Below are 13,323 nucleotides of genomic sequence, written 5' to 3'. Positions count from 1 at the left end.
CGTTACCTCCTCTACAAGATTAACGGGGTGCCGTTTGCTCCTTGATATACTGGTTAAGTTTATCCTGCGCATTCCGCAAGGCGGTATTGACATCGACCCCTTTCAGGACCATATCGTTGGCCGCTTCCGAAATAATGCTTCTGCCTTTCAAATCAAATTTCGTATGCTCATGCATACCCGGCTGGAGGGTGAAGAACGCATTCGTATTTTTCCCCTTCAGGAATTCCAATTCCGCGCCATACTCTTTCTTCGTTTCTTCCGTTTTCTTCAATATCGTGATTCTTCCTCTTCTATTGATTAACCTCTGCACCTCTTCACCGGCAGCATACGACAGCACTTGAAAAGCTTGCTCCTTATGTTTGCTTGTCGTGGTCACAAACATGTTATGCGTTTCCGCCTGCCATGCGTTGCCCTTGCCTTTCTCAAACGTGGGAAGGGTTGCCATGTCCCAATTAAGCTCCTGACCGCCCTTAACCAGCTTATCGATTTCGCCGATGACATCCGCTCCCCAGTAGGCCGCCATAGCGAGTGTTTTATCTTTCACCAACACGTAATGCGAGTTGTTTGGCATTTTGCCGTCCTTCACATATCCCGGAGTGTCATGAATCGATTTATACAAGCTCAGCACCTTCACCCAACTGTCCGTGGTCAACGCGGCTTCGTTCGTCTGCTTATTCACATAAGGCAAAGTAAGCCCCATCGCCATGCGGTCCGCCCCTCCCGTGTAGAGGCCCAAATACTGAACGCCTCCGTCCGTGCGCGTCACCCTGCGCGACAAGTCGATGGTTTCCTCCCAGGTCATGCCGTCCTTGGGATAAGCGGCTCCGAATTTGTCAAAGATGTCTTTGTTATAGAAGAGAGCAGGGATGTTCATTCGAAATGGCAGCGCAACCATTTCGCCTTTTTCGCCAAACTTCCTGATGGCTTCAATGGAGACCGGATCATACTTGGACAGATCAACTCCGAACTTTTTGATTAACGGGTTCAGATCCTCAATGATTTGCAATTCCTGCAAAGCGGCAATCCCAGGCAAACCGGCCATCAAAATATCTGGCGCGTCGCCCGCTGCGATCCAATCCTCCAGCTTGCCGCTAACCATTTCCAAGGTAATGTTCGGATATTTCTTTTTGACCTGCTGGACAAAATATTCCTCAAACTCTTCCGGGGTGAAGGAGCCTTGGGCAACCATAAACTTTAACGTAACAGGTTCCTTACTGACTTCGGATAGATCCATGCTTTTTTCCCCAGGCTTATTTTGACTTTGGCAGCCGATATTCAGGAGCAACGCCAAGACTGTGGCAGTAAGCACCAACTTCCTTTTCAACTAAACCCCTCCCTATTCCGTATAAACTTAAATGAATTCTTGACACAGTGCCGCTGAAGTGCTCGTTACTGCACTAGAACAGGAAACCGCTTTCACAATTCGAAGTTAAGGGCTTCCCCTCCCATTCTGTCTCATCATTTCTTGAGCCACCCCCTTCTTCTAATTAATAATATGATTATCTTCATTCCAATATAGTTAATAGAATAGGTATACTTCACCATTTTGTCAATATTTAATGTTTAGGTTAATCTATCAAGCTGTACGCGATCCCATTTTAAGAGCCGGGTTTTTTCGATAAAACTCGGGCGATAGAAACTATCCATTGCCTACTTTCTATGTAAAGCGGTCTCCCATCCGCGTCTTCGAATGATTTGGATACATGTACGGATCCCGTTGACTAATTAACAATCAAGTTATACAATTGGATAAGTTAGGAGCGTGCCGAATGATAATCGACGTGACCACGAGGAATATGAACGTGCTGGAGTGCTTTTCTTCCGAAACGAGAGTTCGGATCATCGAATTGCTGAATGAGAAGCCTTATAACATTGGAGAGCTTGCTGAGGCATTAGGCTTGTCATCAGCCATCATTACCAAGCATATCCAAAAGCTGGAGGAAGCAAAGATTGTTTTTACGGAGAATACGGTAGGAAAACGAGGTACGCAGAAGCGCTGTTCCTTGAATGTGGACAAGATGACGTTAGTGCTCCGAACGGTCGAGGAGGAAAAACCGCGCAGCCAGTCCGGATTTACGGTCGACCTGCCGGTCGGACAGTACATCCGGTATAAGGTGCAGCCAACCTGCGGCTTGGCGTCCTCCGTCAAGCGAATCGGCATGATGGACGACCCTCGTTATTTCGACGATCCCGAGCGCACAACGGCAGAGCACCTCTGGTTTGCAATTGGCTTTGTCGAATATCGGATTCCGAATTATTTGGTGGGACAAGAAACCGCATCATGCTTGACCATTTCTTTGGAGATTTGTTCCGAAGCGCCTTATTATAACGAAAATTATCCGTCGGATATTACATTTTCTATCAATAACATGGATGTGGCTACCTGGACCTGCCCGGGGGATTTTGGCAGCAAGCGCGGACAATACACACCCGATTGGTGGGTCGATACCCAATACGGACTTCTTAAGGTCCTCTCCGTTACCGATGAAGGTACCTTTATCGATGGAGTGCGATTTTCGGACGTTCGAATTCATCAGCTGAACATAAAACCAGGACAGGAGCTGCTCTTTCGAATCAGTTGTCCCGAACCTGGTTCCGGTGCGAATAGTGGAGGAGTCAGCCTTTTTGGCAAAAACTTCGGCAACTATCCGCAAGACATTCGAGTAACGGTTGCGGTTTAGATCTCTAAACCGGGCATATTTTATCTTTAGAACGAGGTAAGGAGCACCGTACTCCTCACCTCGTTGTTTCTGCTTTTTTACTACATGTTTAAAAAGGACCACGGCTATTTGCGAAATGCTACAAATAGGCCGACCTCCTTGGTTATTGGAATCCCGCCATCCGCATGGATCGTTTCGTTCAGCATGGCCTCCAGTTTAGACAAGCGGTTGTCAGTCAGATTTTCTCGTCCTCCGGGAGTTGTTCGTATATAAGCGATGAGCGGCTTTGCATCCGTTACTTGCAGCCCATCCTCATATCGTTGTAAACGGATATCGGCGAAGCCTGCTGCGTCCAGTTGATCGCTTCCGTTCTCCAAACCGAACTCGCAGGCGAAATCTTGACGTCCAAAATCATAATTGGGATTTATTTCGCTTAAAAATCCTTTGACTTCATGCATATGACGCATCCCCATCGTGGACGCGAACAGCAGGCCGCCGGGCTTCAAAACACGCCGAATTTCTTTCAAAGATTGGTGTCGTTCGCTTACATGATAGAGCATATGATTGGCCAGTACGACATCAAAGCTTGCGTCCGGAAACGGGATCGAGCGCGCGTCAGCCGGGATGAATCGAAATTGATCAGAAGGTACGCGATGCTTTAGCCCTTCCTTGGCGTCATTTAACATCCCTTCCGACAGGTCTGTCAGCGTAACGTCCCAGCCTTCCGGTATCCGGTCTGCATTGCGTTCCCACAACGTTCCGTCCCCGCAGCCCAATTCAAGGATTGTGCAATGTTCCGGAACGACCAATTGATCAAAAAGCCAATGATGCCATTTGTATGGATTTACACTAAACTCGTCGTGTAGTCGAATTCTCGTTTGCAGATTGAATGCATTTTCGTACTCTTGATTCACAACGCGGATAATAGAAGCAAATAACTCCCACGCGGGACTGCTTTCACCGTACGCTTCTTTCCGACTTTGCCTTTCCAGCTCCACTCGATCTAAACCTTCCAATAGGGAAAGCGTCTCTTTTACCGTCTTTTGGACCAGGCGGAGATGCTCCATCTTTTGGCCAATAATCGTGCTCTGCATTCGCAAAGATTCTTTCAAATCCTCCTCATGCCCATCACGGTGTACGATTCTCCCAATCTCGTCAATGGTCAAGCCGATATACTTGAGCGTTAAAATTCTTTGCAGTCGAGCCAAATCCCTCTTTGTGTAGTACCGATGCCCGGAGTCGGTCCTATGACTCGGATGTAAGAGTCCCACTTTATCGTAAAACCGCACCGTGCGGATCGTTACTCCGGCCTTGTCCGCGAATTGTCCTGCGGTCATCCATTCTTCTCGCTGCAGCATTCCATTTTGACCCCCAATTATATAAATTGAACGAATGATTGAAGCCCGTTGCTTTCCGAAAAGGATGGCCTTGCCGCTTCAAACAGGTTGTTTTGAACTCCTTTTTTGGAATGGTTATCCATGAAATGGTTTCGGGAGCTCGGAGACGAATCCAAAATAGCGGGCGATAATCTGTACAATGCGTTTTGAGGCAAGCCCGTCGCCAAATGGATTCATGGCGTTTGACATGGAATTGTAGAAAGTCTTATCCGTAAGCAGTCTCGTTGTAACCCCATAGATGGACTCCTCTTCCGTCCCGGCCAGATAAGCCGTATTTGCAGCAACAGCCTCAGGCCGTTCCGTTGTATCGCGCATGAGCACGAGCGGGACGCGAAATACGGGGGTTTCTTCCTGAAGCCCTCCCGAATCACTCAGTACGAGAAAAGAGCGGGACAACAAATGAATCATATCCGGATAGGATAGGGGTTCAAGCAAATGGATTCTTTCGTGACCCGACAATAGTTGACTCGCGGTTTCCCGAACGATCGGACTTAAATGCATGGGATAAATAACCGATACATCCGGGTTTTCGTCAGCAATGCGTCGAATGGCTCGGAACATTCGGCGCATGGGTTCTCCATAGTTTTCTTTACGATGAGCGGTCATCGTTATGATTTTCCTCTTTTGTTTGACAAGGCGATTTAACCTAGTTTCGCTGAATCGGTAATCAGAACGAGTTGTCATTATTGCTGCATCAATCGCCGTTTGTCCGGTGATATAGATATCTTGATCATTGTAGCCTTCTCGGAGCAGATTCTCTTTACTAGTAGACGTGGGAGCAAACAAAAAGTCCGAAACGACGTCAATGATTTTTCGATTCGCCTCTTCCAGCCAAGGCGAGTATTTGTTGTGGGAACGCAAGCCTGCCTCAATATGTCCGGTCGGGATTTTATGGAAGAACGCAACCATCCCTCCGCACATTGCCGTTTGAGTATCGCCGTGTACCAAGATAAAATCCGGTTTTTCTTCGCGAATAACCTGATCCAAGCCGCTAATTGCCGCCGATGTAAGGTAGGCAAGCGTTTGGTTTTCTTTCATGAGGTTCAGATCGACGTCAGGTTGTATCCCGGAATGCGCGAGCGCTTGATCAAGCTGCTGTCTATGCTGTCCTGTAACAATCACTTTCGTTTCGAACCATTGCGGATGTTTGTTTAGTTCTTGGACGACTGGATTCATTTTTGTCGCCTCCGGACGCGTCCCATAAATCACCATTATTTTTTTACGTGCGGCCATTCTGCATTCCCCCTGTGCTTGTGATACAACAAGAGTAAAAGATGACCTTACGTCACTTGCAAGGGGAAAATGACGAAAGTCTCGTCTTTTTTGCAGTGTGGCTCTGCTGACCAGAACGGCCGCTTCACCTTCAAAAAGAAGAGGCCAACCGGTGATTTCCGGCTGACCTCTTCGGTTTATCTGCCCGACATCACTTCCGCTCGCACCACCTGCTTCAGATCGTGTCCGGTCGGGTTCTGGAATACGCGCAAGCCGAAAGACGGGATTGCGGCGAAAATATGATCGAAAATATCGGCCTGAACCGACTCATAGACTCCCCAGTCCGTATCGTTTACAAATGCGTATATTTCCAGAGGCAATCCGTTTTCAACCGGCGCCAGCTGCCGCACGAGCAGCGTCATGCCTTGATGAATATGCGGATGCTGCTGCAAATAATATTTCATATAGATGCGGAAAACGCCGATGTTCGTCAGCTGGCGTCCGTTTACTTCCATGGCCTTGTCTATCCGATTGAGGGCATTGTACGCTGCGATTTCCTGCTCCCTGCTTTCGATATAGTCGGTCAAGTAGTGAATTCTTCGGAATCGTTCAAGCATCTCGTCAGTACAAAAACAGATGCTGCTTTTATCGATCAAGACGGAACGTTTAATGCGCCGACCGCCGGATTGCCTCATGCCCCGCCAATTGCGGAACGAATCGGAGATGAGCGCATAGCTGGGAATGGTTGTAATCGTTTTGTCGAAGTTCATCACCTTTACGGTGTTGAGCGAAATATCGATCACATCGCCATCGGCGTTATATTTCGGCATTTCGATCCAGTCTCCCACGCGTACCATGTCGTTGGACGAGAGCTGCACGCTGGCGACCAGCCCCAAGATCGAATCCTTGAATATAAGCATAAGGACTGCGGACAAAGCGCCGAGGCCGCTCAGCAAGATGAGAGGACTTTCGCCGATCAGGTTGGCGATGATAATAATGCCTCCGATGACGAAGACAAAGATGGTAATGACTTGGATATAGCCGCGAATCGGCTTTATTTTGGAAATTTCAAAGGTGTTGTAAATATCGTTGCATGCGTTCAGGAATGCGTCGATCACCATCATGCCCACCACGATAATGTAAATATCGACGCCCTTCTCGATAATAGCTTGGTAGTTGGGGAAGATCGACGCGAAATAATAAATAATGAGAGCCGGTGCAATATGGGAGAGCTTTTGGAACACCTTTCGTTTCAAAAGCACATGTCCCCAGGCAAATCGATGTTTCGTAATAATCGAGGTGATGATTTTCAGCACAATCTTTTTCGCCACGAAATTCGCGGCGACGCTTAGGCCGATAAGAAGCACAGACATGATCGTATTGGACAAATATGTCGCATAGGGCTCGGCCATTCCCCGTTCAACCAGCAAGTTGTGAATAAACTCCATATCCTTCTCCTTAGGTGTTATAAACGTGATCTTGTTATATTATAGCATCCGGATTATGGAGACACATGCCTGAACGAAGAAAAAAATAGGCAAAGAGGAGGCGCAATGCCCCGCTTCTTTGCCTAGAAAACGATAATCACTGGATTGGCGGCGATTGCGCCTTACAATCGCCTCACGGAGAAGACGGTCCGTACCACTGGACGGACACATCGTCGAAGAAATTGTCGGCAATCGGGTTGCCTTCCCAGAAATCGCCTATGGCAATCGTGCGGAACGCATTCATGCCGGATGCGGAGGCGATCAGAATATCGTCGATGTACATGTTCACCTTGTCGTCGAACCGGAAGTCCCATTTCAACTGGTGCCAGCCGGTCGTCCGAGGTACGTTGGATAAGCCCCACTCCGAGTCGATACGGTATACATAATGGGTCGTCGACTGAAGCATGTTGATGCCGATCGTGCATTGCTGCGAGCCGTTCTCGAGACTGCCTACGGAGACGAAGGGCCGCGCGGCGTCATCGTACACCATCATCGTCACGACGGACCGTTCCAGCGGTCCGAACAAACCGCGGGTAATCCGGACCATGTCCTGATTTACGAAGAAGCTCTTGCTCCCTCTGTACGCTTGTACCGAGCTGCTCACCGGCGATCCAAGCGGAGATTTCCAGTTCCCGAAGCCGTTCTCGAAATCGTCGCGGAATATTTCGACCGGGTACGCCGGGCTGGTCTGTACCGTTATCCCGATCGTTCGGCTAATCGTGCCTTCTTCCGTTGCGACGGATGCTACGATCGTTGTTACACCCACAGACAAGGCGGAGACGGTTCCGAAAGAATCGACTGATGCGACTTGCGGATCGGTCGACCGGAACGAGAGGACTCCGAACAAATCGATATACTGCCCGGCGTACGAGTCGCCCATTACGGTCAATCTGGTGCGATCGCCGATGGCAAGGTTTGGCTTCGGCGCGATCAATCGAATGGCGGCGAGCTTCGGGCGTCCGCTCCACAGCTCGACGAGCGTCTTCGCTTCCTTCTGCAGCAACGACTTCGCTGCAGGCGGTAAGGACGTTAGCGGGATAGACGGCCCTTCCCATTCGCCGGTTTCCGCAAATTGCCGGATAAGACTCGTCAGACGCGATAACGGCTCGGAAACATCATAGCGCCCCATTTTCTCGAAGGGCAGCGGTTGAAAGCCGTGTACGCTGGAAACGACGGACTCGTGCTCGCTCCAGCGGAATTGTTCCCTCGGCTCGTTGACGAACCGTACCGGTTCCCACGTCACGCCGTTGTTCCCGACATAGCCGTACCTGTATACGGTCGGGGCCACGTTCATCTGCGCACTGCTGACAACAACATTGCGCTGCAGGGAGTTGTAGGCCGGGATGCACGGAACGTCCTGCTGAATCGTCAAAAGATTCGGATACCGCGAAGCCCATGGCTCGGACGTATAAGGAACATTCGCCAGATTTTGCCACAGTATGCCTCCCGGCGCGCAAGCTGCGCTTGCCCAGTTCAAGCCGCGCTCGTCGAGATTTCCGCCCAATCGATTTTCAACGATCAGATTGTTGTCGATCACGTTATTCCGCCCGCCGCCGATCAGAAATCCGCGGTCAGCCTTATTGATAATGTTGCCGTAGACCAGTGTCCCGCTGGCCATATCGTCGAGATAAATGCCGTTTTGGCCGAACCCTCCCAGCCCGTTGCGCAAATTGCCGAGATAGTTGTAACGGATGACGTTGCCTTGTGCAGACCAATCGCGCCCCATATAGATGGCCCCGGCATCGCTCGTTTCGGTCAGCACCTTGTCGATTCGATTGTATTCGATCACATGATTGTTGCCGGTCAGGTCGATAGCGCTGTGGGGCGCGTCGTGTATATCGTTGTGGGCTGCCCGATTGCCGACCCCGCTGATGGAGATGGCGGGACTTCCGGTTTTTCTCAGACGGCTGTAATGGTGGATATCGTTATTCACGACGGCATGTCCGCCCGGGACGAGCGTCGCCCGATCCCCCCCGCTCACCGAAATGCCGCCAAAGCCGGTATTGTATATTTCGCTGTTCGCGATCGAGTGCCCGTTTCCTCCGTTGATGACCGCCGCGTAGTGGCCCATATTACGCAAGACCGAGCCGGAAACGCGATTGCTCGCCCCGCCTGTCATCGTAATGCCGGTCGTTCGCGTTGCGTCCAGCGTCACATTCTCGAACGAGACATTCGATACGTTGTTCATTGCAATAAGCGGCTGATCCAGCAGCGATAGCCGGAATGTCCCCGTTTGCGGCGGAGCCGGCGGGTACACATATAAGAATCCGCTTTCGCGATCCAAGTACCACTCTCCAGGCGAATCGATCTCTTCTAGCAAATTGAAGTAGTAATAGCGCTGACCCGATTTGACCGAATACACGCTCGGCTGATCGGTCTTTACTTGTTCGTTCGCGGTGTCGATTTGATCCACCTTCAACGTGCCGTCCGCCCAGTCCCAGAACCAATAACCGAACATCCATACGTCGTTTGCCTGCGACCATCGCTGCGGACGCGGATCGGAATAACCGAACGTGGCTCCGCGTTTGGACGTATCTCCTTCTCTCGGATTGGAGCCCGGGTCGATCACGGTGCCGATCTCGACATAATCGTCATTCGGCCAGCGAGCCAGCGTCATCGGCTTATCGTCGAAAAACAGCTCGGGGGCCGGCGTCACGATCGGCAGACCGAAGCCGTAACGCAGTATGGAGCCGAAGTCGGTTATGCCTTGGGCCTTCAAATCGATTTGCAAAACGTGATCCCGCGCTTCCTGCGGCAATCGGTTGCGAATCGCCGTATCGGTTACCGGCTGAAACGCAGCCCCGTCCAGATCGACGCCACCCGACACAACCGCTTTCTCGCCGCTGCAGCCGCGGTACACGACCGGCTTGTCCTCTGCTCCGGAATCGTCCGCTTCCAGCAGAAACGTCTCCGTACGCGAATACAAGCCTTCCCGCAAATATACAGTGACGCCGCCTACGGGCAAGCCGTTCGATTGCTTAAGTGCTCGTATGACGTCCCTCGCCTTTTCCAAAGTAGCGAAAGGACTGCTGCAGGTCCCGGGATTGCTGTCGCTGCCGCCTGGCGAAACGTAATAGACGGCTCCCTGAGATGCTTCTACGGCCCCGTCCGGTATTGCGGTCAAGCCCGAACTTTGGAGCACTGCGGAGGCGACCATCATGACCGCCGTCTGATTGCTTGGATTTCCGTCCATATCGTTTCCTCCTCCTCACATGGGGTAAATGTATGGCCATTATACGATGTACCTGTTTCAATATATAGCGAGTTCCATTGCAGAGCATCGTAATCTCATGCGAAAGAAACGGAAACGCGCGCAAAGAAATCGCCATTGCCCTCCTGTGAAGCGGACCGATAAAGGATTCGCGGCAACCTTGGCAGGGAAAGATGAGGAGACGTTTTTACCGGCGTAATTGGATTGCAGCGGAATTTATGAGTCTGATAAAGGGATATGCTATAATATGTAAAAGTAAGCGCTTAATCGATAAGTGTCTTTCCCGGTTACCATACCATGCCTTATGGAGGTCATGCTGTGAGCAAAGAACCGACTTGTATCCGACTTCAAACCGCCTCCGACTTCTATTTGTGCATTCATGTACTTGCTTCCTCCATGTTTCGTCTTACTTTCAGCCAAACGGAAAACGTTCCGCAATCCTCTCTTGTCCGTTATGGCATTGTCCGGCTTCCGCAGTACGAAGCTGAGTATAGGGTCGAGGACGACAAAGAAGCCGTAACGGTAAGGACGGCCCGTTCGACGCTGCGGGTGGAGAAGCTCGACGGTCGCATCGCGCTCCGGCATGCGCGCGGAGAGGTTGTCGTCCGTCATTCCCCTCCCTCCGCCGAACAACCTCGGACGGGCTTTGAAGCCCGATTCGAGCTCGATGCCGAAGAACGGCTTTACGGTACCGGCATCGGGGCGGAAACCATCATGAAACGAGGCCAGCAAGTCCGTATGTGCATGGCAAGACGGGATGCCTATACGCCCGTACCGATGCTCATGAGCAGCCGCGGCTGGGGTTTGTTTGCGAATACGACGATGCAACACGATTTCGATATTGGCTTTACGGACCCGGACTTGCTTCTGGTTCGCGTACCCTCTCCGACGATGGAGTACCTGCTATTCGCCGGAAGCAGCTACGCCGAGCTGTTGGACAGCTATACCGGCATCGCCGGCAAACCGCGGCTGCTCCCCTTATGGGCGTACGGTCTCTCTTATATCGGCAACGAGCAGGCCAATGCGAGAGAAACGATCGAGGATGCTGTGAAATTCCGCAACGCCGGCATTCCATGCGATATGATCGGTCTGGAGTCGACATGGATGCAAGTTCATAATGATCGTTCCACGAGTAAAAATTGGCACTCCGAGCGCTTCTTTATTCCACCTTGGAATCCTAAAGGACAGCATACGTTTATTGGCACGCTGAAAGCTATGGGCTTTAAGCTGAGTCTGTGGCTGGGCTCCGACTTCGATTTGACCCGTTACGAGGAACGGCTTGCGGAAGAGCGCGATCGTTTGGCCGCGGGAGAAACCGGCAACGGCAGCCCGGCTGCGGAACAGGAGGAAATCTGGTATACCCACCTTGAGAAATTCGTCGACCAGGGCGTAAGCGCCTTCAAATTAACCGAGAACGGCTGGTTGCTAGAGCTGCAAGGCCAGCCATGGAGTAACGGGCTGAGCGGTGAAGAGGTGCGCAATCTGTATCCGCTGCTGCTCGGCAAACAGATGTATAACGGCTATAAGAAGCAGACGGGGCAGAGGCCCATGTTGCATTCGGTAGAAGGCTACGCCGGCATTCAACAATATACGGCCATATGGACAGGCGGACTGGGAGACGAGCCCGAGGAGCCCAAAGCGTTAGTAAAGATGTTGAATGCAAGCCTAGCCGGCATATCGAACATCGGAAACGATATGGATATCCATTCCCGCGAAGGGATCCATTTCGGATTTTTTCAAGCCTGGTCCAAGGTTAACAGTTGGGCTTACTGGCGTCACCCGTGCTTGCTTGACGCTCCATTGCGGGATATGTTCAAGCGGTATGCCAAGCTGCGGTACCGCCTTATCCCGTATATCTACTCAGCCGCCTATACGGCATACAAGACGGGGATGCCGATCATGAGACCGATGCCGCTCGTCTATCCCCGCAGTCTGGAAATGGCCAATCAGACGACGCAATATATGTTCGGCGAGTCGTTTTTGGTTGCCGCTTTCACCGATCAAGTCGAACTTCCCGTAGGGGAATGGATCGATTTCTGGACGGGCAAGCGCTATAGCGGTCCGGCGAGAATCGAATATAGTACGCCCGATGATGTAGGGGGTCCGCTGTTTGTTCGCGCCGGGGCTATTTTCCCGATGTGGCCGGAAATGGACTATGTCGGGCAAAAGCCGGTCGACCTCATCAGCTTGCACATTTATCCGCACAGGGACAGCGAGTTTACGCTGTTCGAGGATGACGGCGTTACGTGCAGCTATGAGGACGGGGCGTTTGCCTTAACCTTGATTGTTTGCGAATCGGCCAAACATCGCACAAGTATTCATATCGGAGCGCGCACGGGACAGTATGACGGCATGCCGGCCAAACGCGGCTACGATGTATACGTCCATTTGAACGCAAAGCCTTCGTTTGTAGCCGTAAACGGGATGGAATATCGCGAGACGACCAGAGCCAAGAAAGCGCAGCCTCCTGCCGGCTGGTCGTTTGATAGACTGACCGGCATTGTCCGACTTCATGTAGCAGAGGAAAAAAATAGGTCTGGCGCCATACGAATCGAGCTGCAGCACGGAAACGAAATTGCTCGCCAAGGACAGACGTCCGCCAAGCGGCGGACTGCCCATACCAAAGAGGACGCCGTAATACCCGCTCACTCGCAGCTGTTTGCTCAATCGCCACGCCATGACTTCATGACCCCTTCATTGACGCAATTCGAGAAAAGCTTGGAGATCGGCCTCGAGACCGGCGATAAGGCGAAATCCCGCGCCGCGCTGGAAAAACTATTGACGGAATGGGTACAGACACGTGCACCTGGAGAAGCCGGCGAACAGCTCTTATACGTCAGCGGTTTGCTTGCCCGTTTCCTGGAACGGAAGCAGTGGCCCATGAAGCACGTCTTCGGAGAGATTTACGAGCGCTTTCTAAACTTGCAGGCAGAGACGGACGTCGATGCAATCGGTCCGATCCTGATCCAGGCGGCGGAGCGAGTAGCCGAGTTTTCGCAAAAATCGCGGGTATCTGCGCTGCATCCGTTAGTTCAGCAGCTCAAGGAAATGGTCGGTCAGGAGATGGATCAGCCATTCTTCACTTTAGCTGTTGCGGCCGAACGGCTGCATGTGAACGCCTCCCATCTTAGCCGCTTGTTTAAGCAAGAAACGGGAAAGTCCTTCTCCGAGTACATGATGGAGCTCAAAATGAAGCACGCCAAGCAGCTTATGCAAAACGGCAGCAAAGTAGCAGACGCGAGCCTGTCCGTCGGCTTTAAAGATACCGGCTACTTTATTCGCGTATTCCGCAAGTTTTGGGGAGTTACCCCGGGAGAGCTGAAGATGTGAAGATAGGGTGTGAAAAATAACAAGGC

The 13,323-nt window shown here is 51.4% G+C and carries 7 protein-coding genes; 2 read left to right on the top strand and 5 right to left on the bottom strand.

Annotation, left to right across the window (positions count from 1 at the left end):
- Nucleotides 1–19 precede the first annotated feature (19 nt).
- A complete protein-coding gene (locus tag ABD796_RS34145; protein ID WP_344916997.1) occupies nucleotides 20–1,234 on the bottom strand; it encodes an ABC transporter substrate-binding protein in 1,215 nt (404 codons plus the stop codon).
- Nucleotides 1,235–1,769: 535 nt separating this feature from the next.
- Here ABD796_RS34145 and ABD796_RS34140 point away from each other — a divergent pair.
- Nucleotides 1,770–2,681: an ArsR/SmtB family transcription factor gene (locus ABD796_RS34140; RefSeq protein WP_344916995.1), complete on the top strand. Its 912-nt coding sequence runs from the start codon at nucleotides 1,770–1,772 to the stop codon at nucleotides 2,679–2,681.
- 104 nt (nucleotides 2,682–2,785) lie between these two features.
- Here ABD796_RS34140 and ABD796_RS34135 read toward each other — a convergent pair whose 3' ends face one another.
- The 4 genes from ABD796_RS34135 to ABD796_RS34120 all read right to left on the bottom strand — a co-directional run bounded on the left by ABD796_RS34135 (nucleotide 2,786) and on the right by ABD796_RS34120 (nucleotide 9,949).
- The gene (locus ABD796_RS34135; protein ID WP_344916992.1) at nucleotides 2,786–4,018 is read right to left on the bottom strand and encodes a MerR family transcriptional regulator; all 1,233 of its coding nucleotides are present in this window, start codon (nucleotides 4,016–4,018) and stop codon (nucleotides 2,786–2,788) included.
- Nucleotides 4,019–4,132: 114 nt separating this feature from the next.
- Nucleotides 4,133–5,290 (bottom strand): non-hydrolyzing UDP-N-acetylglucosamine 2-epimerase, encoded by a 1,158-nt coding sequence (wecB, locus tag ABD796_RS34130; protein ID WP_344916990.1) that lies wholly within the window; start codon nucleotides 5,288–5,290, stop codon nucleotides 4,133–4,135.
- Nucleotides 5,291–5,466: 176 nt separating this feature from the next.
- The gene (locus ABD796_RS34125) at nucleotides 5,467–6,717 is read right to left on the bottom strand and encodes a mechanosensitive ion channel family protein (RefSeq protein WP_344916988.1); all 1,251 of its coding nucleotides are present in this window, start codon (nucleotides 6,715–6,717) and stop codon (nucleotides 5,467–5,469) included.
- A 172-nt stretch (nucleotides 6,718–6,889) separates the two neighbouring features.
- Complete coding sequence (locus ABD796_RS34120; protein WP_344916985.1) at nucleotides 6,890–9,949, bottom strand: right-handed parallel beta-helix repeat-containing protein; 3,060 nt, start codon at nucleotides 9,947–9,949, stop codon at nucleotides 6,890–6,892.
- 336 nt (nucleotides 9,950–10,285) lie between these two features.
- On the opposite strand from ABD796_RS34120, the gene ABD796_RS34115 reads away from it, so the two are divergent.
- Nucleotides 10,286–13,297 carry a TIM-barrel domain-containing protein gene (locus ABD796_RS34115; RefSeq protein ID WP_344916983.1) on the top strand — a complete coding sequence of 1,004 codons (3,012 nt, stop codon included), beginning with the start codon at nucleotides 10,286–10,288 and terminating at the stop codon, nucleotides 13,295–13,297.
- Nucleotides 13,298–13,323: the final 26 nt, after the last annotated feature.

It is taken from the genome of Paenibacillus hodogayensis, from assembly GCF_039536325.1.
Taxonomy (GTDB): domain Bacteria; phylum Bacillota; class Bacilli; order Paenibacillales; family NBRC-103111; genus Paenibacillus_AB; species Paenibacillus_AB hodogayensis.
The sequence above is the reverse complement of the archived record's forward strand: the minus strand, read 5'-3'. Positions and strand labels throughout refer to the sequence as shown.

Coding starts and splice junctions, on each gene's coding strand:
- ABD796_RS34145 (WP_344916997.1), bottom strand. CDS start 1,234: ATGGATCTATCCGAAGTCAGTAAGGAACCTGTTACGTTAAAGTTTATG.
- ABD796_RS34140 (WP_344916995.1), top strand. CDS start 1,770: ATGATAATCGACGTGACCACGAGGAATATGAACGTGCTGGAGTGCTTT.
- ABD796_RS34135 (WP_344916992.1), bottom strand. CDS start 4,018: ATGCTGCAGCGAGAAGAATGGATGACCGCAGGACAATTCGCGGACAAG.
- wecB (WP_344916990.1), bottom strand. CDS start 5,290: ATGGCCGCACGTAAAAAAATAATGGTGATTTATGGGACGCGTCCGGAG.
- ABD796_RS34125 (WP_344916988.1), bottom strand. CDS start 6,717: ATGGAGTTTATTCACAACTTGCTGGTTGAACGGGGAATGGCCGAGCCC.
- ABD796_RS34120 (WP_344916985.1), bottom strand. CDS start 9,949: ATGGACGGAAATCCAAGCAATCAGACGGCGGTCATGATGGTCGCCTCC.